Origin of the sequence: Thalassobellus sediminis (assembly GCF_044386045.1) — a bacterium.
Classification (GTDB): domain Bacteria; phylum Bacteroidota; class Bacteroidia; order Flavobacteriales; family Flavobacteriaceae; genus Thalassobellus; species Thalassobellus sediminis.
The window spans coordinates 1043917-1066779 of sequence record NZ_JBISCD010000040.1 but is presented as its reverse complement, the minus strand read 5'-3'; the positions used below and the strand labels follow the sequence as shown (position 1 = coordinate 1066779).

General features: G+C 31.2%; 19 protein-coding genes. 7 read left to right on the top strand and 12 right to left on the bottom strand.

Going from position 1 to position 22863, the window contains the following annotated elements:
• Positions 1 to 9 precede the first annotated feature (9 nt).
• Entirely contained in the window at positions 10 to 2850 is a 2841-nt protein-coding gene (locus ACH5TW_RS11195) for a DUF8487 domain-containing protein (protein WP_439336592.1), read from the top strand.
• Positions 2851 to 2878: 28 nt separating this feature from the next.
• Entirely contained in the window at positions 2879 to 5653 is a 2775-nt protein-coding gene (locus ACH5TW_RS11190) for a beta-galactosidase (RefSeq protein ID WP_439336591.1), read from the top strand.
• Here ACH5TW_RS11190 and ACH5TW_RS11185 read toward each other — a convergent pair.
• Positions 5643 to 6377, bottom strand: a complete 735-nt coding sequence (locus ACH5TW_RS11185; protein ID WP_439336590.1) for a phosphoglycerol geranylgeranyltransferase — start codon at positions 6375 to 6377, stop codon at positions 5643 to 5645. The two genes, ACH5TW_RS11190 and ACH5TW_RS11185, sit on opposite strands and share 11 nt — an antisense overlap.
• On the bottom strand, positions 6378 to 7004 hold the full coding sequence (locus ACH5TW_RS11180) for a 4'-phosphopantetheinyl transferase family protein (RefSeq protein WP_439336589.1): 627 nt from the start codon (positions 7002 to 7004) through the stop codon (positions 6378 to 6380). It lies immediately after the preceding gene.
• A gap of 135 nt (positions 7005 to 7139) precedes the next feature.
• On the opposite strand from ACH5TW_RS11180, the gene ahcY reads away from it, so the two are divergent.
• A complete protein-coding gene (gene ahcY, locus ACH5TW_RS11175) occupies positions 7140 to 8456 on the top strand; it encodes an adenosylhomocysteinase (RefSeq protein WP_439336588.1) in 1317 nt (438 codons plus the stop codon).
• A gap of 226 nt (positions 8457 to 8682) precedes the next feature.
• Here ahcY and ACH5TW_RS11170 read toward each other — a convergent pair whose 3' ends face one another.
• From ACH5TW_RS11170 to ACH5TW_RS11160, 3 genes are read right to left on the bottom strand one after another with little or no spacing between them, the layout of a single operon-like run.
• Positions 8683 to 9453: a hypothetical protein gene (locus ACH5TW_RS11170; protein WP_439336587.1), complete on the bottom strand. Its 771-nt coding sequence runs from the start codon at positions 9451 to 9453 to the stop codon at positions 8683 to 8685.
• A gap of 6 nt (positions 9454 to 9459) precedes the next feature.
• On the bottom strand, positions 9460 to 10260 hold the full coding sequence (locus ACH5TW_RS11165; RefSeq protein ID WP_439336586.1) for a hypothetical protein: 801 nt from the start codon (positions 10258 to 10260) through the stop codon (positions 9460 to 9462).
• Positions 10261 to 10304: 44 nt separating this feature from the next.
• Positions 10305 to 10577 carry a hypothetical protein gene (locus tag ACH5TW_RS11160; RefSeq protein WP_439336585.1) on the bottom strand — a complete coding sequence of 91 codons (273 nt, stop codon included), beginning with the start codon at positions 10575 to 10577 and terminating at the stop codon, positions 10305 to 10307.
• Positions 10578 to 10742: 165 nt separating this feature from the next.
• Between ACH5TW_RS11160 and ACH5TW_RS11155 the strand changes: the two genes are divergently transcribed.
• Positions 10743 to 11216 carry a DUF1569 domain-containing protein gene (locus tag ACH5TW_RS11155; protein WP_439336584.1) on the top strand — a complete coding sequence of 158 codons (474 nt, stop codon included), beginning with the start codon at positions 10743 to 10745 and terminating at the stop codon, positions 11214 to 11216.
• Between the two features lie 51 nt (positions 11217 to 11267).
• On the opposite strand, the gene ACH5TW_RS11150 is transcribed toward ACH5TW_RS11155, so the two are convergent.
• The 5 genes from ACH5TW_RS11150 to ACH5TW_RS11130 form a co-directional block, all read right to left on the bottom strand.
• Positions 11268 to 12284 carry a phytase gene (locus ACH5TW_RS11150; RefSeq protein ID WP_439336583.1) on the bottom strand — a complete coding sequence of 339 codons (1017 nt, stop codon included), beginning with the start codon at positions 12282 to 12284 and terminating at the stop codon, positions 11268 to 11270.
• Positions 12285 to 12293: 9 nt separating this feature from the next.
• Positions 12294 to 15113 (bottom strand): TonB-dependent receptor, encoded by a 2820-nt coding sequence (locus ACH5TW_RS11145; RefSeq protein ID WP_439336582.1) that lies wholly within the window; start codon positions 15111 to 15113, stop codon positions 12294 to 12296.
• 232 nt (positions 15114 to 15345) lie between these two features.
• Complete coding sequence (gene rpmA / locus ACH5TW_RS11140; protein WP_072400165.1) at positions 15346 to 15606, bottom strand: 50S ribosomal protein L27; 261 nt, start codon at positions 15604 to 15606, stop codon at positions 15346 to 15348.
• Between the two features lie 42 nt (positions 15607 to 15648).
• A complete protein-coding gene (gene rplU / locus ACH5TW_RS11135; RefSeq protein WP_439336581.1) occupies positions 15649 to 16284 on the bottom strand; it encodes a 50S ribosomal protein L21 in 636 nt (211 codons plus the stop codon).
• Positions 16285 to 16361: 77 nt separating this feature from the next.
• On the bottom strand, positions 16362 to 16553 hold the full coding sequence (locus ACH5TW_RS11130; RefSeq protein ID WP_439336580.1) for a hypothetical protein: 192 nt from the start codon (positions 16551 to 16553) through the stop codon (positions 16362 to 16364).
• A 432-nt stretch (positions 16554 to 16985) separates the two neighbouring features.
• On the opposite strand from ACH5TW_RS11130, the gene ACH5TW_RS11125 reads away from it, so the two are divergent.
• Genes ACH5TW_RS11125 through ACH5TW_RS11115 form a run of 3 tightly spaced genes read left to right on the top strand, consistent with a single transcriptional unit; the run spans position 16986 to position 20867 of the window.
• Positions 16986 to 18326, top strand: coding sequence for a M16 family metallopeptidase (locus tag ACH5TW_RS11125; protein WP_439336579.1), 1341 nt, complete (start codon positions 16986 to 16988; stop codon positions 18324 to 18326).
• Positions 18327 to 18338: 12 nt separating this feature from the next.
• Positions 18339 to 20417 (top strand): M16 family metallopeptidase, encoded by a 2079-nt coding sequence (locus tag ACH5TW_RS11120; RefSeq protein WP_439336578.1) that lies wholly within the window; start codon positions 18339 to 18341, stop codon positions 20415 to 20417.
• A 60-nt stretch (positions 20418 to 20477) separates the two neighbouring features.
• On the top strand, positions 20478 to 20867 hold the full coding sequence (locus ACH5TW_RS11115) for a heavy-metal-associated domain-containing protein (RefSeq protein WP_439336577.1): 390 nt from the start codon (positions 20478 to 20480) through the stop codon (positions 20865 to 20867).
• Between the two features lie 70 nt (positions 20868 to 20937).
• Here ACH5TW_RS11115 and gldD read toward each other — a convergent pair whose 3' ends face one another.
• Positions 20938 to 21522 carry a gliding motility lipoprotein GldD gene (gene gldD / locus ACH5TW_RS11110; protein WP_439336576.1) on the bottom strand — a complete coding sequence of 195 codons (585 nt, stop codon included), beginning with the start codon at positions 21520 to 21522 and terminating at the stop codon, positions 20938 to 20940.
• The gene (locus ACH5TW_RS11105) at positions 21522 to 22826 is read right to left on the bottom strand and encodes a gliding motility-associated protein GldE (RefSeq protein ID WP_439336575.1); all 1305 of its coding nucleotides are present in this window, start codon (positions 22824 to 22826) and stop codon (positions 21522 to 21524) included. The genes gldD and ACH5TW_RS11105 overlap by 1 nt, the downstream gene beginning before the upstream one ends.
• Positions 22827 to 22863: the final 37 nt, after the last annotated feature.

Below are 22863 nucleotides of genomic sequence, written 5' to 3'. Positions count from 1 at the left end.
TTTTTACCAATGTCAATAAAACCATTACTAACCTTTTTTTTAATTTTTTCTCTTTTTCAATGCACTTCACCTACTAAACAAATTAATTTAGAAGGAAATTGGTCGTACAGACTAGACAAAGAAAACGTTGGTTTAAAAGAAAAATGGCAAACTCTTAAATTCAAAGACACCATTCAACTACCAAGTTCTTTAAGAGATAAAGGCATTGGAGACAATCCAACATTAACAACCGAATGGACAGGAAGCATATACGATAGCACCTGGTTTTTTAATCCAGCAATGCGTAAATACAGAAAAAAAGACAGCTTAAAATTTCCGTTTTGGTTAACACCCAACAAACATTATGTAGGTGCAGCTTGGTATCAAAAAGACATTATAATTCCAGAAAAATGGAACAACAAAACCATAGGTTTAGAATTAGAAAGACCACATTGGCAAACACAGGTTTGGATAGATACAGTTTATGGTGGTTCTCATAACAGTTTGTCGGCATCTCACCAATATACTTTTAACCAAAACATAAAACCAGGAAAGCACACAGTAACTATTCGTGTGGATAATGCCATTAGAGATTTAGATGTTGGAATTAATTCTCATAGTATTTCAGACCATACACAAGGAAATTGGAACGGTATTGTTGGAAATATGGTTTTATACCCAATCAATGAATACAAAATTAATCAACTTAAAATAACACCTAATCTTGGCGATAAAAATATTCAAGCTAAAATTATTCTGAACAAAAAAGCTCAGAAAAACATTCAAGTTTCTATTAAAATAAATGGACTCAATCATGAGCATAGTTTAAAACCTTCGTCATTCATATTTGAAAATGAAACAAGTGAGCTTTCAATTAAAACCCCAATGGGTGATGATTTTAAAACTTGGAGCGAGTTTGACCCAAACTTATATAACATTGAAGTCACTATAGAAGATAAAGGTGGTATTCAAGATGCAAAAGAAGCTATTTTCGGAATGCGAGCATTCACTATAGAAGATAAACATTTTAAAATAAATGGCACTCCAATATCTTTAAGAGGCACTACAGAATGTAGCGTATTTCCATTAACAGGTTATCCGCCAACAGATGAAGCTTCATGGACGCGTATTTATGAAATATGTAAATCATTCGGATTAAACCACATGCGTTTTCATTCGTATTGCCCGCCAGAAGCTGCCTTTATAGCAGCAGATAAAGCGGGGATTTACCTTCAAGTTGAAGGTCCGAGTTGGGCAAAATATTCTGTGAGTTTAGGAAATGGCAAACCCATTGACACCTATTTAATGGAAGAAACAAAACGCATTATTGATACCTACGGAAATCACCCGTCGTTTTGTATGATGGCTTATGGAAATGAACCTTCAGGAAATTATGTGCCTTATTTAGAAAATTGGGTAAGTCATTTTAGAACCTACGATCCGCAACGTGTATTTACAGGAGCTTCCACTGGTAGAAGTTGGTCTATTATTGAAAATAGCGATTTTATTGTACGCTCTCCACCTCGTGGTTTAAACTGGAAAAACGAACAACCACAAAATACATTTGATTATAGAGACAAAACTGAAAACCAAAACAGGCCTTATGTTACTTTTGAAATGGGACAATGGTGTGTGTACCCTAATTTTGATGAAATTAAAAAATATACTGGCCCGCTAAAAGCAAAGAATTTCGAGCTTTTTCAAGAAAATTTAAAAGATCATCATATGGCAGATCAAGCACATGATTTTTTAATGGCATCTGGAAAACTACAAGCATCTTGCTACAAGCAAGAAATTGAAGCGACGTTAAGAACGCCTAATTTAGCAGGCTTTCAGTTGTTAAGTTTAAACGATTTCTCTGGTCAAGGCACTGCTTTAGTTGGCGTTTTAGATGCTTTTTGGGATGAAAAAGGATATGTTTCTGCTAAAGAATTTAAATCGTTTTGTAATGATGTTGTGCCACTTGTAAGACTTCCTAAATACACCTTTTATAATAATGAAACTTTAACAGCTAACGTTGAAGTTACCAATTTTAGTGGTGAAGCCTTAAAAGATTCAAACGCAAAATGGGAATTATTAGATAAAACAAATTCAATCCTTCAATCTGGCAATTTAAATTCAGAAGCTATTCCTATTGGAAAATGCAATGAACTTGGTAACATTAATGTTCCATTAAATTTTGTAACAAAGGCTTCAAAATTAACTTTAAAAGTCCATGTTGGAAACTACACAAATCAATGGCATATTTGGGTATATCCAAAAACTGAGGCGAAAGTTGATACTAACAATATCTACATCACCAAAAGTTTAGATACAAAAGCAACTCAAATTTTAAAACAGGGCGGTAACGTATTATTGTTAGCGGCAGGTAAAGTAGAAAACGGAAAAGACATTATACAATACCAAACTCCTGTTTTTTGGAATACCTCTTGGTTTAAAATGAGACCTCCACATACAACTGGTATTTTATTAAAAGACAAACACCCTGTGTTTAATGATTTTCCAACAGATTATTATGGCGATTTACAATGGTGGGAAGTTGCAAACAGACAACAAATCATGAATCTTGAAAATTTTCCTGCTAATTTTAGACCCATTGTTCAACCAATTGATACTTGGTTTTTAAACAGACGATTAGCAATGCTATTTGAAGCACATGTAGGCGAAGGAAAACTAATGGTTTGCAGTATTAATTTAGATGAAGTTAATAACAACCAACCTGTAGCAAAACAATTATACAAAAGCATTATAAACTATATGAATTCAAATGATTTTAAACCTAATGACACGATTTCATTAGACATTATTAATGAGTTATTTGAAAAGAAAGAACGAGAAGTATGGAATTCTTATGTAAAAGAGAATCCATAAATAGCATCACTTAAAGATTTTTAATTATATGAAATTTCGCTTTCATTATATTCTCCTTTTATTATTATCAACAGTGTCTGGAAATGGTCAAACCATTACTATTGATGCACAAATTGAACCCCCTAAAATTATTGAGAATAGTTTAAAAATGGGTAACCCAGGACTTGCTGGAAAAGAAATTACTATTAACAACAAGTTCTTATCATTAGCAGGAAAACCTATGATTCCTGTTATGGGAGAAATTCATTTTTCAAGATGTAATCCTGATAAGTGGGAAGAATTAATTCTAAAAATGAAAGCCAATGGTATTACCATTATTTCTACTTATGTTTTTTGGATTTATCATGAAGAGGAAAAAAGTGTTTTTAATTGGAACGGCAGTAAAAACTTAAAACACTTTATAGAGCTTTGTAAAAAACATGATGTTTGGGCATATCCACGTATTGGACCTTGGTGTCATGGCGAAGTTAGAAATGGCGGATTACCAGATTGGATTGTAAACCAAAAAACTTTTAAACCACGAACCAACGATGCCAAATACCTAGAACATGTTGACCATTGGTATCGTGAAATCTCAGAACAATTAAAAGGTCTTTATTACAAAGATGACGGTCCTATTATTGGAATTCAATTAGAAAACGAATATTGGAGAGGAAAAGGAGGCGAAAAACACATCATGACTTTAAAAAATATGGCTTTAAAGTATGGTATGGATGTACCTATGTACACTATTACTGGCTGGAGAAATACCTCTACACCAGAAAATGAAGTGATTCCGCTTTGGGGTGGTTACCCTGCTGCACCTTGGAATACCGATATTAAAAAAATAAAATCTAATGCCAGCTATGTGTTTAACAAACCTATAAACGATCAAAGTATAGGTAACGAAGCTAGTACTGCTAAATACAAACCAAATTACTCGTTATACCCTTACTTTACTTGCGAATTAGGAATTGGCAACCAAATTTCAGAACACAGAAGACCTATTTTAAATCCTATTGATGGTGTTACTATTGCAACATCTAACGTGGCTTCTGGAAGTAATTTACCAGGATATTATGTATTTGCAGGCGGGTTAAATCCTGTTGGAAAACATACCACATTACATGAAGAAAGGTATGAATCTGGCTATTGGAATGAATACCCTATTATATCTTATGATTTTCAAGCGGCCATAAGAGAAACTGGTGAAATAGCATCAGCATATCATAAATTAAAACCTTTACATTATTTCTTGTCGGAGTTTGGAGAGCAACTTGCTCCCATGACACCTATTATTCCTTTAGATAATAACAATCCAGATAATTTACAATACGCATTAAGAGTAAAAGATAATAGCGGATATTTATTTGTTTCAAATTATTATAGAGGGTATAAAAAGTCTACAAAGCAAGATGTTCAATTTCATATTAAATTAAAAGAAGGAGATATTAAAATGCCATCTTCACCAATAAAAATAGAAGATAGCACTGTTTTTATATGGCCTGTAAATCTTAAAATGGGACATAACATACTAAAGTATGCTACAGCACAACCCATTTGTAATATTGAAAATAAGAAAACTGAAGATTGGTATTTTAAAGAATCTAAAAACATAAATACCGAGTTTTTATTTGATTCAAAAAACATTGAAACAATTACTATTAATGGTAGAAAACAAGAAAAAACGAATAATATTTATTTCTTAAAGTCTATTAAAACAGGTCTAAACAATCCTATTATTATTAAAAATACTAATGGTTCAGTAAAGCGTGTTTTTGTATTATCAGAAAAGCAAATGGACACTTTTTGGTATTTAAAAAGCAGAAACAAAACCTATGCTTTTCTCTCTACAGCCAATTTAACAATGGATAAAAATGAAAATATAAAAGTATTTTCAACTCATGAAACCGATCAAGTTATAGCATTAAACAGCGCCTTAAAATTATCAGGAAAAACTAAAAACGGCTTTAAATACTACACCATAAAAAACGAGAATAAGCACATCAATTTTAAGCTTGAAAAAGTCGATTTAATTAATGAAGCAAAATGGCTTCAAATTTCACCAGAACATTATAAAGGCAAAAATGAGATGTATCACAAACAGTTTTTTAAAGCATTTAAACTTGAAAATACTGCCGATATTAAAAAAGCTACTTTTCATTTTCTAGCAGAAGAAACATGTATAATTCGTATCAATGGCAAATGGCTAAACCAAAACATAGCTATTGAAAAAACTAACGAATTAGACTTTACAGGTTATTTAAAAAAAGGAGAGAATGACATCCTATTAGATTTTCCTTATTTAAAAAACAAAAAAGCCTTTGTTGGTGTTTTAGAAGTTGAATTCTATAACGCAAACAAAATATGTATTCCAACAGATATAAGCTGGCTAAACACAGAACAATACAAAATTCCTGCGCCTTGGGATACTGTTCGCAATAAAACAAAACCTGTAATAACAGAAAAACCAATACAATTTAAAGATTTTGGTTTTACTCCTTATCGCTATCAACTTACTTTAAACAAAGATCAAGTAGACGCATATAAAAATGTGTATTTAAGAATCAATTATTCTGGCGATAAAATAACATGCTATTCTGGTAAGAATTTGGTTGCAGATAATTTTAATAATGACACCACTTGGTCTATCAATCTAACAGATATTACATTAAAAAAAGACACACCTCTTATTTTTGAAATTGAACCTTTTAAAAAAGATCCTAAAATCTATTTTGATAAACAACCAGATTTTACTAAAACAGGTATAAACACTTTAGAAATAAATCCAGAATTCTCAACCCGTTTAGAAATTAAAAATTAGACGATTTTATTGAATTAAAAAACGATTCATCGTCTTCAAAAGCAGTTCCAATAACTACCAAATTAGCTCCTGCTTTGTAGGCATCTTCTAATTGTTGTTTACAACGAATACCACCACCAACAATAAGCGGAATTTTTAGATTTTCTTTTACACGAGTAATAATATTTTCGTCTACAGACACTTTGGCTCCACTACCCGCTTCTAAATACACGAGTTTCATACCTAAAAGCTCACTAGCTTTTGCTGTATCAACAATATCTTGAATATTATCTCTTAACATGGGCTTTGTTCCTGTAACACGCTCTACAGCTGTTTCCTTTCCGCTTTCTATTAAAATATAACCTGTTGGAATGACTTCTAAACTTGTGTTTTTCAATTTAGAAACCGCTTCTACATGTTTCCCAATTAAATACTCGGAGTTTCTACCAGAAATCAAACTTAAAAACAAAATAGCATCAGCTTCGTTAGTAATTTGCGTAACATCTCCAGGGAATAAAACAATTGGTAAGTTGCTGTGCTTTTTAATTTCGGCTACTAAAATTTCAGTCGCATCATCATCTACAGTACTACCTCCAACAAAAATATGAGTAGCTATAGATGCATTTACTTTTTCAATAAATCGACTGGTAGTTTCAATAAAAAACTTATCAGGATCAATTAAAACAGCGAGTAATTTTTCGCCATTTAAAATCGATTCGTTTATATTTTCATAAACCGTTTTCATTTAAGCAATGGCGTAAGCACAGGTAAAGCCTTCAAACTCTATAAACTGAATATCATAACGGTGCTTTTCAGTTTCATAGTCAATCCAAGCATTTGTTTGTTCATCAATTAATTCAAACGGAATAACCAAACAGTGCTTTTTAAAGCTTAATCCAGGTGTAGCAAACAACTTGTACAACGATTCTTTAACACACCAAATGGCAGTTAACTTTTTTATATAATCGGTGTCGTTTTCATTTAAATAATCAAACTCATAACCAATAAATTTATGAGCGATAACATTTATTTTATCACGTTGTTTTTCAACATCAATACCAACAATTAAATCGCTAATAATAACTGCCGAAAAATTAAACGAATGCGTAATAGAAATTTGCTTTCCATCTTTTAAATGAGGTTTGCCATTTTCATCATAAAACAAATCGGCATCAGTATATCCAAAAGCTCTTAATAAATGACGCACACTTAAAAACCCGCGTTGGTGCAATTCACTTTTCATACCTAAAACACGCTCTAAACTTTTCGGGTTTAATGAAATAGGCTGCATTAAATCATCGAAAGACTCATCTATCTTCCAGATTTTAACAACAGTTTGTGAATTTGGTGTAATGGTTTTATAAAGTGGCATTTAATATTCTAAATGTTATTAGTTATCTTTGCACCGCCTATGGCATTGTAAACATTTTTGATAAGCGAATTTAACTATTTTAAATACGAATGCAAAGATGTTTTCATTTTATAAAATTGAAAAAGAAAAATTAATATGAGCACAAAAACAATTCCTTTCGTTGCTAATAAAGTAAAAGACATATCGCTTGCCGATTGGGGAAGAAAAGAAATAGAATTAGCCGAAGCTGAAATGCCAGGACTTATGAGCCTTCGTGAAGAGTACGGAGCATCTCAACCTTTAAAAGGCGCTAGAATTGCAGGATGTTTACACATGACTATTCAAACTGCGGTGTTAATTGAAACTCTGCAAGCTTTAGGAGCTGAAGTTACTTGGAGTTCTTGTAACATATTTTCTACTCAAGATCAAGCTGCTGCTGCCATTGCTGCTGCAGGAACTGCGGTTTATGCATGGAAAGACATGACCGAAGAAGAATTTGATTGGTGTATTGAGCAAACCTTATTTTTTGGTGAAGACAGAAAACCTCTTAACATGATTCTTGATGATGGTGGCGATTTAACGAATATGGTTTTAGATAAATATCCAGAATTATCTGCTGGAATTAATGGTTTATCTGAAGAAACAACAACAGGTGTTCACAGACTTTACGAGCGTGTAAAAAACGGAACATTAAATATGCCTGCTATTAACGTAAACGATTCGGTAACAAAATCTAAATTCGATAACAAATACGGTTGTAAAGAATCTGCAGTAGATGCGATTCGTCGTGCTACCGATATTATGTTAGCAGGAAAACGCGTTACTGTTTGTGGTTATGGCGATGTTGGTAAAGGTACTGCCGCTTCTTTTAAAGGTGCTGGAAGTATTGTAACCGTTACAGAAATCGATCCTATTTGTGCACTTCAAGCGGCTATGGACGGTTTTGAAGTTAAGAAACTAGAAACAGTTATTGGTAATACAGATATTGTAATTACAACAACAGGAAATAAAGATATTGTTCAAAGTCGTCACTTCGAAGCTTTAAAAGACAAAGCTATTGTTTGTAACATTGGACATTTCGATAACGAAATTGATATGGCTTGGTTAAACGAAAACCACGGTCATACCAAAAACACTATTAAACCTCAAGTAGATAAATATACTATTAACGGAAAAGATATTATCATTCTTGCCGAAGGACGTTTAGTAAACTTAGGTTGTGCTACTGGTCACCCAAGTTTTGTAATGTCTAACTCATTCACAAACCAAACCTTAGCACAAATAGAACTTTGGACAAATGCTGATGCTTACGAAAACAACGTTTACATGTTACCAAAAGCATTAGACGAAAAAGTAGCAAAATTACACTTAGCAAAAATTGGTGTTGAGCTTACCGAGCTTCGCGAAGATCAAGCAAGTTATATTGGTGTTACTGTTGATGGTCCATACAAGCCAGAACATTACAGATATTAATTTATCATTCTCATGAAAGTGGGAATCTCATAAATTGAAACTACATTATAAATTAAATCCCAAGCAGTCATGTTTGGGATTTTTTATTTGGGCGTTACCACAAGGGTCGGGCTTTATTCGTTGGTTAATATCTTAAAATATTGAACTCATGAATATAAATATTTCACTACTCGCTTCCTCCTACCGTCGGCGAGTTCAAACAGACCGTTCAATCCCTAACGCAAAACTACCACCCAGTCACCAATAAGCGTTTCGCTCCCTTAATTCCACATTTCTGATAATAATTATACGCATTAGCAGCCCGTGCTCTAATTTGTGAATCCGTTTCATTTAACACCCAACCATCAAGAGCCCATTTTAAAGTATAAGCTTCGGGCGCCATTAACCCAGTAGTCCAAACTAAAGGATTTACTCCAGTTTGTTCTAAATAAGGTTTAAAATATGATTTGCTAACACATGCCAGAATTATAGCATCTCTTTTTTCTGTATTAATAGGCTTAAATTCTCCCGCGACATCAAACTCCATTAATCCGTCATGACCGATATATGCTAATAAATTTGAGTCGCCACCAAAAGCTAATGTTTGTTGACCATTAGCAATAGTAAAACCATCTCTCCCAGCAGTAGCTTCTAAAAATTCTTTAGTAGTATTTTTAATAAATTTACCATCATAAGCATCTGCCAACAAATAAATGTTTGCTGTTTTATGCTTAAACAAAATACGTTCTAAAATATGTGTTTCGGGTTTTAATGTCTCCGATATAAATACCCAATCTTTACTTCGTTTAAAATAACTCTTCACACCAAACATCGCTCCCCAATACAAATTATTTTTAACATCTTGTCCATTACCCAATTTTACGGGTACAGGAACAATACCTTGATTAACATTATCGCATAAAGCCACAAAGACATGAATTGTTTTTGGAGTTGAATTGGTTTGACTAAAACAAAAGCACAAAGGAAATACTAAGAATATAATAAGTATGTTTTTCATTTAAAATTAGCTACTTGGTATAATTAACGCTTCGTTTAAAATCCATTTTTTAACCAGCTCTCTATTTGTTGTTATTTCTGCAAAAACATAAAACTGAGAACCGAAACAAGGGGACTTTTCAGCTAACTCAATCATTACTTTATCATCATAATAACTAGAATGTAAAAAATAAAGTTCTTTGTCTTTAATTAAAACATATCCAACATGATTGTCTAATCCTATAAAATAAATACCTTCAGAATAAAAACCGTTTAATTTCTTCTTTAAAGCCTTAAAAGAAACATTAGAAAACATTTGAAGCTTGCTCTTTGGTTGCAAAACTTGAGCTTCAATTAATCCTGCTTGCTGAGCCATTTTATATCTATTAAGATTGAAACCTAAATGCTTTAATGTTGTAGAAACAAAATAACCACAAGCTATATCTCCTTGATTCGGAATGTTTGTATATCCATTAAAATCCCAAGTGGTACCATACCAATGCGGAACAATATCGTTTATTAATTTTGTGTATAAATAACTAGACGCACTATCTATTGCTTTTTCAGAATTACTTTCTAATAATTTCTTAAAATAAACTCTATCATTCTTTAAATGATTTTTAAGTAAATTGTAGTCTCCTCGTTTTTTGAAATTTATATGTAGCTTATTAGAATCTAAAGCCTCATAATTCTCTGATACTTCATTAAGAACTTCAGAATCATTAATTGAGCCCAATAAATGCTTTTCTTCTTTTGGAGATTTGCATCCAAGTATCAAAAATACTAATAAAAGGAAGTAGAGTTTTTTGAGCATATTATATTCTTTCATATAATAACTCATTTTTAAGATGTAATAGTATATTAAGATAATAATTAATCAACCAAATCCTCTTCGAAATACCACCACAAGCTAGAATCAATAGACGCTTTCATTTTATTAATATCGGCGTCATCTTTTAAAAAGATAGTAATATTTTCATCAGCACGATTTCGCCCCATACTTTCTCTTATTTCAATGAGTTCTATTTCATTAAAATGCTCTAAATGGTTTTTTATTCTGGTATCTAAAGACTCGTCACTCAAGAAAATCTTGATAGTTTGCTTCTTTGGGGAATTTCTAATTTCAGATCTAAAAGGAAGTTGCATAAAAATAATTTTTAAGTGAAACAAAATTTAAAACTTAAAGAATTCACTGGGCTTTTACCTTGTGATTTCCTTTGAAATTGTCTTTCCCGTAAAGTCGGGAATCTAAACGCAATAGCCTAAGTTAAGAATTTTATTAATATCTTTTGAATTTAAATTCAATAAATAATGGCGAATAAACAAATAGACACTTTAAATATCTTATTAAATCAGTTAGAAAAACACATTCCTTTTAAAGACAAAAACAACACTTTAATTTCAAAATCTAATGTTGGTTGGCAGTTAGATCATACTATAAAAGTTATTAATGCTGTTTCGTCTGTATTAGCAAAAACAGACCCTAAAAAATATAAAAAGAACTTTAACTTACGCCGAACGATTCTATTTGCATTAGGCTATATTCCTAGAGGTAAAGCTAAAGCTCCAAAAACTGTTTTACCACCAAACACTATTTCAACTCAAGATTTAATCAGTCAACTAGAAACGGCAAAAAAACAAATTGAAAGCATAAAAGCACTTCCAAAAAACGCTTATTTTATACATCATATTTTTGGAATGCTTACTAAAAAACAAACATTACGTTTTTTAGAAATACACACAAAACATCATTTAAAAATTGTAAATGATATTTTAAATCAATAAAAAAGCCCTCACTAAAATAGCAAGGGCTTTTAATATTTATAAAGAAGACTATTATTCTAGTAATTTAAGCTTTGCTAAATCATGAAAATAAAAGTTTCTATCGTTGTTCATAGATACAAATAAACCATTAGGAAATGTAGCCCCAAGAGCTTTTGTAGTAACGTCGCAACCATCGGTTTCTGTGGTTCCTAAATTAATCTCTTTTATAAAAGCATTTGTTTTTAAATCGAAAACATTAAACGTATTTGATTGCTGATTAGACACAATTAAAAATCCTTTGTCCTCATATTTAGCAATGGCTATACCTTCTATATCTTGTTTAAAATGTTCGCCTCCAAAGCAATAAATTTCTTTACTTCCCATAGATGGTTCTGCATAATATTTACGAATGCAGTGCTTTTCATCAGAATAATACACTATACCATTCTCATCATCAACAGCTATAGCTTCTATTTCCTTTTTACCACTAAATGCTCCAAACTTTCTAACAAAATTAGCATGTACGCCTAAACTATCTGAAACCAATTCATATTGATACAAATACCCTTGTTTAGGCCCTGCTTTTCTTCCAACAATAGCATAAAGTACTTCTGTTTTTGGAGATTTGTAAAGCGTAATTCCCATGGGCAAGTTAAACTCTGGCTCGGTAGCATCAGTAAATACTTTAAAGCCACCACCATCTAATGGTTTCATGTCTGGAACCGAAAACAAACGTATTTGATTAAGTTCTCTTTCGGTAAAAGCAATCACATCTACTTTAGTAGAATCATTCAACTTAAAACCATATTCTAAATCGACATTATTTGGTCTTTTTATATTTGTAATGCTTTTATCTTTAAGAAGCTTTCCTTTTAAATCAAAAGCATAAATACCACCATCAGTGTTTTTATCGGTTCCAAAAACAATACTTTTTGAGGCATCTTTTGGGTTTACCCAAATAGCAGGATCATCGGTATCATGAGGCGTTTGGTCTGTTATAACCGTAGCTACTATTTCTGGTAATTTAGCAACGCATCCTAAAAGCAACACGGTGATACCAAAAACAATATTCATTTTTAATTTACTCATTTTAAATGCTTATTTTTTCTTGAACAAATCATACTTTAAACCAAATGTAAGACGTCTTCCGTAGTACTCCATTTGCATGGTTCTAGCTTTAACACCTTGGAAATAACGTAACGGTTGGTCTGTAATATTGTTTAATGAAAAGTAAGCACTAAAACCATTTCCTATTTTGTAAGATCCGTTAAAATCTACCAAAAATTGCTCGCCATAGTATCTATCTTCAAAAGCATTTCCGCCTATTTCATCAATATAAGAATCTGAATAGTTTGCAGATAAACGTAAGCTTAACCTGTTACTTGTATATGCTAAAGATCCGTTAACCATATTTGGAGCAGTACCTGGTAAATCTAAATCGGTTCTTTCGTCTCCATCTTCATTTCTTATACCATCTGCGCTAGATGTTAAATACGTATAGTTTAACATGATGCTAAAGTTTTTAGCAAATCCAGGTAAGAAATCTAACTGACGTTGGAAACTAACCTCTGCACCAAAAATACTAGCATCGTCTCCATTTTGTGGTTGAAACACATCAAAACCTGTAGTATCAGTACCGTATTGATCGCTAGTTGTTTTTGTTCTATTTGTATAAATAAAGTTTTTAATACTTTTTTGGAATACACCACCAGACAAAATCCCAACACTTTTAAAATAATGCTCAGCCATTAAATCAAAGTTCATAGATGTTGTTGCACTTAAATCTGGGTTTCCAATAACTATTTCTTCATCATCATTTACAACATCTATACTAGGAACAATATCTTTATAGTTAGGCCTTGCTAAGGTATTTGTCCATGCGAAACGCAAAACCGTTCTATCACTTAAATTATATTTGAAATGCACACCAGGTAAAACATGTACATAATCTTTTTCTTTAGTAATGATTCCTAACACATCTTCTTCATCTTCAATTTGATTACCCGTTGCTTTAGTTTTTGTACCTTCTACTCTTAAACCAGCTAATACAGTAAACTTATCAGATAACTTTTGATTTGCCATAACATAACCAGCATATACTTGCTCTTTTACTGTATAGTTTTTTCTAAGGTATTCACTAGGCTCATCTTTCTCTTCAAATAAAGAGGCATTTTTTAAATCTAAGCTTCCTAAAAAATTATTATCTACAAACTGTCCAGCACCATATTTTTTTCCAGCTAAGTAATCTGCATCTGTTTGGTCTACTAAAGGCAATGCTATTAAATCATCGAAAGCAGAGTTTAAAGGATCGTACTCAAAAAAGTTGTTGTTTCTTTCTTTATCTTTAATTTTAGAACGTGCTCCAAACTTAATAAAGCCATCATTGGTGTTAAAAAAGTTTACAGGTAATTTAAAATTCACAAACGTATTAAAATCTTTTTCGTCAGTAAATTGATTTTCTTCTGTTATTTCTTTTAAACTAAATTCGCTAAAAGCTACATCGGCCGCATTTACAGGCGTTAATAACGGAAATTCTGTATTACTTAAATCATCATTTAAGGCGATGTCTTTTGCTCTATAAGAAATATAACGTTCGTTTAAACGCTCTTCTGATGCTTTAGAAAAAGAAGTCATCCAATCCATTTCTAGCTTACCTAATAAATGGTTACCACCTAAGCTGTAGTTTTGCATACGTTGGTCTTCAAGACGTCTATTTTTATTTCTGTCATTATCAATACCACCTTTTGTTTGTCTATCAATTTCTCCTGTATAACCTATAATATTATTTGAAGCATCTAATTCTGCTTCAATACTTTTGTATCGTAGCCTATATCTATTTTCTCTATCGTCTCTCCAGTTGTACATCGTTTTTAAATACATGGTATTATTAGCATCAAAAGCATAATCGAAATTAGCCGAAAAACTACGACGAATACGTTCTACTAAATAAGTTCTTATATCAGATTCTCCAATATAAGGTTTCACTTCTACGTCATCACCATCAATATTTTCAGCTTCATTTGTCCATTCAGCTTCTACGTTATCCGATCCAAAATCGTTATCGTTAATAGATGTTGAAAGCATCCATCCAAATTTTTTGTTTTCAGATTTCCCTCCAACTAAAAATGATCCGTTAAGGATTTTTTTATTAGTTATAAAGTTAACACCCGAACCAAGTGTAGCAGACATTCTAAATCCGTTAGGAGATGTTCTTGTAACTAAGTTAACAGATCCTCCTAAAGCATCAGCATCCATATCTGGTGTTACGGCTTTGTTAACTTCTATAAGTTGAATCATGTCAGATGGAATTAAATCCATTTGCACATTTCTGTTATCACCTTCGGCAGAAGGAATACGACTTCCGTTTAAAGTAACCGAGTTTAATTGAGGTGCTAAACCTCTAATAATAACATTACGCGCTTCTCCTTGATCTACTTGCATAGTGATACCAGGAATACGTTTTACAGCATCTCCAATATTAGCATCTGGAAATTTACCAATTTGATCGGTAGATACAATATTGGTAATATTTTGTTTGTTTTTTTGTGAGTTTAAAGCTTTTGCTTGTCCACTATTAAAACCGTTAATAACAATATCGTCTAGAGATAATGCTTTAGAATGAATAGTTATTGTAACAGTTGCTGTTTTACCATCTTGTACTAAAACATCTATTTTAGCATCTTCGTAACCTAAATACTTAACTGTAATTGTTTGATTTCCTGCAGGAACTTCTTGTAATAAAAAATTTCCATCAACATCTGAATAAGTTCCTTTGTTTAAAGACTCAATTAAAATGTTACTAAAAGGGACTTGCAGACCATCATTGTCTATAACAACTCCTTGTACATTACCTTCTTGTGCAAAAGTTAAAAAAGATATCATTGCAATTAACAATGATAATACGTAATTTTTTTTCATGATTTTTGTTAGTTATTTATATTGAGCGAAATAACAAAATCAATGAAGCAAGAGTTTTAAGTGATTTTTAAATTAAAGTTATCAATCAGCCTAAAAGCAATTGAACTTTACACCTAATTAACATTAAAAAAACTTTAGATAAGCATACAGGATATTTATAAATAAATTTAGACAACAAAAAACCCTTCCTGTTTCCAGAAAGGGTTTTAAACTTTTAAAAGAAAATTATTTCCTAAGCTTCAAAAGGCTCAATAGAAACATAAGATTTGTTATCTTTTTTCTTTGTAAATTTTACAACACCATCAACATAAGCGTGTAAAGTGTGATCTTTTGAAGAATATACATTCTCACCTGGGTGATGTGTATTACCTCTTTGTCTTACAATGATATTTCCAGCTAATGCAGCTTGTCCACCAAAAATCTTAACGCCTAAACGTTTTGATTCTGATTCTCTACCATTTTTCGAACTTCCGACTCCTTTTTTATGTGCCATTTTATTTCGATTTTATATTGTTAAACTTAAGAAGTTAAGCAATTACGCTTTACCTCCATCTAATTCGTCTTGCCATTTTTTAAGCTCATCCCACTTACCATCAGCAGCTAATTTAGCTTGTGCTGGCCATGTGTCAGTTACGTGATTTCCACGAACTCCTGCGATGATTTCAGAAATAGCTTCTGGTTTAGATTTAGCTAAATCAGCATATGTTGCAATACCTGCAGCAGCTAATGTTTCAGCTATTTTTGGACCAATACCTTCTATTTTCTTTAAATCGTCTGCTTTTGCTGTTGATTTTTTAGGAGCAGCCTTTTTAGGTTCTGCTTTTTTAGTTGCTTTTGCTGGGGCAGCTTTCTTAGCTCCAGAAGCAGCAATACTTTCAATTACAATTTCGGTTAAAGACTGACGGTGTCCGTTTTTTACACGGTAACCTTTACGTCTTTTCTTTTTGAAAACTATAACTTTATCACCTTTAAGGTGCTTTAAGACTTTTGCTCCTACTTGAGCTCCGTCTATAGCCGGGGCGCCTACAGTTACATTGTTACCATCATCTAAAAGAAGAACATTATCGAAAGCAACTTGCTTTCCTTCTTCTGTTTGTAAACGGTTAACAAAAACTCTTTGGTCTTTAACAACTTTAAATTGTTGCCCTGCTATCTCTACAATTGCGTACATAGCGTAACGTTTTTATTTATTAATTTTGTTCAAAAATGAGTGCAAATATACAGCTAAATAATTAATCTACAAACGTTTTATTTGTTTTGATTAATATTTCTGTTGTTTTTAAAAAGTTGCATAACAACCAGTGTAGAAACTAAAGTTGTTGCAAATCCCATAATAGCAACTATAAAAGCAATTAAACCTTCGTTTATATTAAAACCTCCATTCATAGAATCTAATAACTGAGGTAAAAAATCAGAGTTAATTTCGGTAGAATAAAGCAAGAAAAACTGTAAATAATATAGTAGCAATAGCTCCAGAAGTAACACCTATTTTAAAACCTTCTCCATATGAAAAAGCATCTGCATCTTCTAGCTTGCTTAAACGAACAACTTCGTATATACCAAAAGCAGTAATAACGGCATTAAAAAAACTAAAAAAAGGGTTTGTATGTAAATTAAAAAGTGCTAAAATTAAAAAATAAGAATTAAAACAGCACTTGTAACAAGTCCAAACCGAAGAGTAAGTGATAATTTTTTCATGTTTATAAGTCTTATTTGTATTTCAATTTCGTAAAAAAATTAATAAAAAACACTATTTTAAGTACTAAATTTTCAAATTATAATGTTAATTAGGTATTAAAATTTAAACCATTCACTCCAATACCTATTAAATTATCATATATTTAATTTTTAAATATAAAATACTCTATCAAGATGAAAAAATACTTATTCACGCTAGTTTGTTTATCCATTAGTCTACATTTTGTTTATGCACAAAAGGTGGATTTTGAGGAAATGGATTTAGAAAACGGCCTACACGTTATCTTACATCAAGATAATACTGCTCCAGTAATAACAGTTGGATTTATGGCAGACGTTGGAGGAAAAGATGCTGGCGGCAATAATAATCCTGAACGAACTGGTTTTGCTCATTTTTATGAGCATCTATTAGCTTCAGCAACTACAAAGAACATTAAAAAAGGAGAATGGAGAAAACTCCGAGCCTCTCGTGGCGGCCAAGGTAACGCCAACACATCAATTGACAGAACATATTATTACCAAACATTTCCATCTAACAATCTAGAATTTGCTATTTGGATGGACTCTGAACGGTTATTACATCCAATTATTAATAAAGATGCTGTTGACACCCAAAATGAAGTAGTAAAGGAAGAAAAACGTTCGACATATGACAATAGACCTTACGGTCAGTTTTTATTCGTTCTAAGTGAAAATTTGTTTGAAGTCCACCCATACAGATACAAGAACATTGGAGAAATGGAGCATCTTGACGCTGCCTCAGTTGAAGAATTTCAGGATTACTATGATAAGTATTATGTGTCAAACAATTTAGTTTTAGTAGTAGCAGGAGATATTGATATTCCTGAGACAAAAAAGCTTATAAAAAAATACTATTCGGCTATTCCAAAAGGCGAAAAAATAGTTCGAGACTTTCCAAAAGAAAAACCGATAATTCAATCGAAAAAAATTACAACATATGATCCTAATATTCAAATTCCTGGTATTATAGTAGCATATAGAACTCCTGGTTTCAAAGAGCGAGATGCTTATATATTTAATATGGTTTCTGCATACTTAAGTGATGGCAAAACCTCCAAATTATATAAAAAAATAGTTGATGATAAAAAAATGGCTCTTCAGATTGGAGCTCTAAATATTGAGCAAAAAGATTATAGTATGTATGCCATATACGGCTTACCTTCAGGAGATATTCCTCTTGAAGATTTGTTAACAGAAATAGATGAAGAAATTGTACTAATGCAAAATGAATTAATCTCAGAAAAAGATTATCAAAAACTTCAAAATAAATTTGAAAACAGATTTGTAAATTCTAACTCGAGTGTTGAAGGTATTGCAAATAGTTTAGCAAGATATTACCTATTATACAATGATGTTAATTTGATAAATGACCAAATTAACATTTACAGATCTATAACTAGAGAAGAAATTCAAGCAGCGGTTAAGAAATTCCTTAACCCAAATCAAAGAATTATTATAGACTATTTACCAGAAATTAAAGAAAATAAAATTTAAAAAAATAGATAAATGAAAACCAAAATAATTATTATAATAAGTATTTTATTTTTTTCTATTGGACTTCATGCACAATTAGACAGGTCCAAACAACCAGAACCAGGACCAGCTCCAAAAATACAATTACAAACCCCAATGGAGTTTACTTTAAGTAATGGTTTAAAGGTAATGGTAGTAGAAAATCATAAATTACCCCGTATATCTTATAACTTAACTATAGACAATGTACCAACTGTTGAAGGAGAAAAAAAAGGCACATCTAATCTTCTTGCAGTTTTACTTGGAAACGGTACTACCTCCATTACTAAAGATGCTTTTAACGAAGAAATAGATTTTCTTGGTGCCAATTTAAATTTTAACTCTTCAGGAGGTTATGCAAGTGGGCTTTCTAAATATTCTGAACGCATTTTAGAATTAATGGCAAAAGCAACTATTAACCCTTTATTTGACGAAAGCGAATTTAATAAAGAAAAAGATAAACAAATTGAAGGATTAAAAGCAAATAAAAAAAGTGTTGATGTAGTTGCAGGTCGATTAGCACTAGCTCTTTCTTATGGAAAACATCATCCAAGTGGTGAGTTTATTACTGAAGAAACTTTAAATAATATAACATTAGATGATGTTATAAAATATTACCAAAACAGCTTTAATCCTGAAAAAGCTTATTTGGTTATTATTGGAGATGTAAATTTTAAAAAGATAAAAAAGCAAGTTCAAAAACATTTCAAATTATGGAAAAAGACTCCTGGAACAATAGAAGCTAAAATGCCAATAGAAAACCCAAATGTAGAGAACACCCAAATTAATTTTATTGATATGCCTAATGCAGTGCAATCAAACGTTTCTGTAATGAACACTACTAAATTAAAAATGAGTGATCCAGACTTTCATTCAATATTAATTGCAAATCTTATATTAGGAGGAAGTGCAACAGGATATTTATTTAAAAACCTAAGAGATACACACGCATATACATATGGCTCGTATTCCGGTATCAATTCTAACGAATATGTTTCTCGATTTAGAGCAAGCGCTAAAGTAAGAAATATAGTTACAGACAGTTCAATTGTAGAAATCCTTAATGAAGTTAAACGAATAAGAACTGAAGATGTAGACCCAATAGTTTTGGCAAATGCCAAAGCTCAATATGTTGGAAGTTTTGTTATGGCATTAGAAAAACCACAAACAATGGCTCAATATGCCCTTAATATTAAATTGAACAATCTTCCACAAGATTTTTATTCAACTTATTTAGAAAAAATAAATGCAGTTAGCATCGCAGATGTTAAACGAGTTGCCAATAAACATTTTAAAGTTGAAAATGCTCGCATAGTTGTTGTTGGAAAAGGAAGTGAGGTTATAGGAAATCTTGAAAAAACAGGCATCCCTATTAAGTACTTTGATAAATTTGCTAACCCTACAGACAAACCTGAGTTTACCAAACCTATACCAGACGGAATTACAGCACAAACTGTATTAGAAAATTACTTTACTGCTATTGGAGGAAAAACAAATGCACAAAACGTAAAGACTATTTTAATGAATGCTGATGTTACTATTGAAGGAGCTCCTTTTACTCCAAAAGCAGAACTAAAAATTATGTCTCCAAACAAACAATCAATGGAAATGACAGTTGAAGGAATGGGGGTATTAATTAAGCAAAAATTTGATGGATCGAATGGTTACATGGAACAAATGGGACAAAAAAAGGAAATGACAGAAAAAGAAATTGCAGTAAAAAAAGAGGAAAATTCTATTTTCCCTGAATTATATTATGACGCTTCAAAAATTAGCTTAGAAAGCATTTTAACTATTGATGGTAATGATGTTTATAAACTAAAAGTTAATCAAGGAATTGATCCTTCATTTAGATATTACAATGTTAAAACAGGGCTCCTGTCTAGCGTAGAAACAACTTCTGAAATACAAGGTCAACCTACATTATCTATTGTTAATTATTCCAATTATTCTGATGAAGGAGAAATTAAATTACCGTTTACTCAGGCAATAAAAACTGGTCCACAAACTATTTTAATGAATATTACTAGTGTTAAAATAAATGAAGGTGTTACAGATGCTGATTTTAAGTAAAACATAATGAACAAAGAACAATATTTAGTAATTTTGCAATCAACTTAATACTTTTAGATAATGGATACATTAAAAAATATAATACTTTTTACAGCTATAAGTTTAATAACTATTAGCTGTAAAAACGAAACCAAAGCAGAAATTAAAACGGTTGAAGTTGAAACTGAAACAATAAAAGAATTAGACCCTAATGCAACATATGCAAAAGCAGAATTTACAATTAACGGTATGACTTGTGCCATGGGTTGTGCAGCAACTATTGAAAAGAAAATTGCTAAAATGGATGGTGTAAAATCTGCTAAAGTAGATTTTGATAAAAAATTAGCTATGGTTGAATATGACAATGCTAAAGTAACACCTGCTTCTCTTGAAGAAACAGTTACTAAAGTTGGAGATAGTTACAAAGTAGCTGATATGAAAACGGTTGGTAATTTTTCATATACCAATTAAACTATTTCTAAATAAATCAGTTTACGAGTTTAAACATAATAAAAAAGCTTCACTAAATAGTGAAGCTTTTTTATTTCCATTTTATAGTTTCCATAATATGCCTTATATCTTTTTCTAAATAGTTTATTGACGGCAAAATAGAATCGTATTTAGTTTTTACATTAAAATATAAAGAACCCGTTACAAAATGATTCACACTATCAGTTACATAAAATTGTGCTGGAGAAGCTACATCTCCTATGACTTCTGAAAATTGCCCATATACTTTTCGTTCTTTATTCTCATAAGGAAACACAGGTATTTCATCAGCCTTAATCATATGCTTTTGTGTAAAATTCTGAGCATCTCGTATATAATTTTTTAAATTAATACCATTATTATCTTCTATAGGTTTATAGGTTAAAAACAAAGTCGCTTTAAGTAACGGATATTCAATATTTAAACCATAGCTTTTTGCTGTAGTTCTAACTTGCTTTGAGCCTACTTTTGTTGCTAATAAATTGGTTTCAAAAACAAAAGGTAGTTCTAAATTTGATTCAATATATTTTGCTTGCGGATAATCTAACCTTAAAAATGCTTTAGGTTTTGGCACATAATTGTCTTCACAAGAAAAACAAGATATAATAATCAATAAAATACAAAAATTCTTAGCCATTATGTTATTGTGAATTTTACTAATTTAATGCGTTTTTTATCTAAAGCTTCAATAGTAAAAACGTAATTTTCAAAATTTATTTTACTATTTAATTTAGGGAAACTTCCTGAAATTTCAAGAACAAAACCAGCAACAGTTTCTGCTTCGCCTTTATTTTCTTCAAAAACAGAAACATCTTCTTCTTTTATAATTTTATAAAAATCTTTTAAAGCTGTTTTCCCTTCAAACACATAATTATTATTATCTAATTTAGAATACATTAAATCTTCATCATCAAACTCATCACTAATATCTCCTACAATTTCTTCAATAATATCTTCTAAAGAAATTAATCCAGATGTACCTCCATATTCATCAACTACAACTGCTAAATGCACCTTTTTTTCTTGAAACTCTGCCATTAAATCATCTAACTTCTTATTCTCTGGCACAAAAAAGGGTTCTCTAATTAAACTTCTCCAATCAAACTGTTTCCTATCTATAAAAGGTAACAAATCTTTCACATAAAGAATTCCTTTTATTGTATCTATATTATCTTCATAAACGGGAATTCTAGAATAGCCATTTGCAATTATTTCAGGCATTATATCGGTATATTTTTGTTCAATATTAAGCGCAAAAATATCTATTCTAGGACGCATAACCTGCTTTGTATCTGTATTACCAAAAGACACAATACCTTGTAAAATCTTGTGCTCTTCTTTTGTTGTATCTTCTTCACTCGTTAATTCTAGTGCTTGAGATAATTGGTCGACACTTAAATTAGATTTTTGCTTCCCTAATTTCTTATGTATAGCTATCGTAACACTTCTCATAGGCATACTTATAGGCGACAACAAAACATCTAAAACCCTTAAAGGATATGCCATAAAACCAGCAAACTTTAAATTGTTTCTACTCGCATAAATTTTAGGCAAAATTTCTCCAAAAAGTAAAATTAAAAAAGTAACAATTATAACTTCTAAAGTAAATTGAAGAATAGGGTTTTCTATAGATTTAAACAAAACACTTCCCAAATACGCAAATAAAATTACGATAGCAATGTTAATAAAGTTATTAGCAACTAAAATAGTGGCCAATAATTTTTTAGGACGTTCTAATAATTTTGAAATAATTTGAATACGTTTTGATTTTGCCTCTAAACCAGCCTCAATATCTGTTTTTGAAAGCGAAAAAAGAGCTACTTCAGCTCCAGAAATAAGAGCAGAACATGCTAAAAGCAAAAATAATAACACATATCCAAATGCAAATGAAAAATCAATTGCTAATAAAAGAGGTTTAAAACTCGCGGGGTCAGGATCCAATTACTATAAGTTTAGTTAAACAAAAGGTGTTAGATAC

What these genes read in the sequence shown, in the direction of transcription:
- ACH5TW_RS11195 (WP_439336592.1), top strand. Translation starts at nt 10, where the DNA reads ATGTCAATAAAACCATTACTAACCTTTTTTTTAATTTTTTCTCTTTTT.
- ACH5TW_RS11190 (WP_439336591.1), top strand. Translation starts at nt 2,879, where the DNA reads ATGAAATTTCGCTTTCATTATATTCTCCTTTTATTATTATCAACAGTG.
- ACH5TW_RS11185 (WP_439336590.1), bottom strand. Translation starts at nt 6,377, where the DNA reads ATGAAAACGGTTTATGAAAATATAAACGAATCGATTTTAAATGGCGAA.
- ACH5TW_RS11180 (WP_439336589.1), bottom strand. Translation starts at nt 7,004, where the DNA reads ATGCCACTTTATAAAACCATTACACCAAATTCACAAACTGTTGTTAAA.
- ahcY (WP_439336588.1), top strand. Translation starts at nt 7,140, where the DNA reads ATGAGCACAAAAACAATTCCTTTCGTTGCTAATAAAGTAAAAGACATA.
- ACH5TW_RS11170 (WP_439336587.1), bottom strand. Translation starts at nt 9,453, where the DNA reads ATGAAAAACATACTTATTATATTCTTAGTATTTCCTTTGTGCTTTTGT.
- ACH5TW_RS11165 (WP_439336586.1), bottom strand. Translation starts at nt 10,260, where the DNA reads ATGAAAGAATATAATATGCTCAAAAAACTCTACTTCCTTTTATTAGTA.
- ACH5TW_RS11160 (WP_439336585.1), bottom strand. Translation starts at nt 10,577, where the DNA reads ATGCAACTTCCTTTTAGATCTGAAATTAGAAATTCCCCAAAGAAGCAA.
- ACH5TW_RS11155 (WP_439336584.1), top strand. Translation starts at nt 10,743, where the DNA reads ATGGCGAATAAACAAATAGACACTTTAAATATCTTATTAAATCAGTTA.
- ACH5TW_RS11150 (WP_439336583.1), bottom strand. Translation starts at nt 12,284, where the DNA reads ATGAGTAAATTAAAAATGAATATTGTTTTTGGTATCACCGTGTTGCTT.
- ACH5TW_RS11145 (WP_439336582.1), bottom strand. Translation starts at nt 15,113, where the DNA reads ATGAAAAAAAATTACGTATTATCATTGTTAATTGCAATGATATCTTTT.
- rpmA (WP_072400165.1), bottom strand. Translation starts at nt 15,606, where the DNA reads ATGGCACATAAAAAAGGAGTCGGAAGTTCGAAAAATGGTAGAGAATCA.
- rplU (WP_439336581.1), bottom strand. Translation starts at nt 16,284, where the DNA reads ATGTACGCAATTGTAGAGATAGCAGGGCAACAATTTAAAGTTGTTAAA.
- ACH5TW_RS11125 (WP_439336579.1), top strand. Translation starts at nt 16,986, where the DNA reads ATGAAAAAATACTTATTCACGCTAGTTTGTTTATCCATTAGTCTACAT.
- ACH5TW_RS11120 (WP_439336578.1), top strand. Translation starts at nt 18,339, where the DNA reads ATGAAAACCAAAATAATTATTATAATAAGTATTTTATTTTTTTCTATT.
- ACH5TW_RS11115 (WP_439336577.1), top strand. Translation starts at nt 20,478, where the DNA reads ATGGATACATTAAAAAATATAATACTTTTTACAGCTATAAGTTTAATA.
- gldD (WP_439336576.1), bottom strand. Translation starts at nt 21,522, where the DNA reads ATGGCTAAGAATTTTTGTATTTTATTGATTATTATATCTTGTTTTTCT.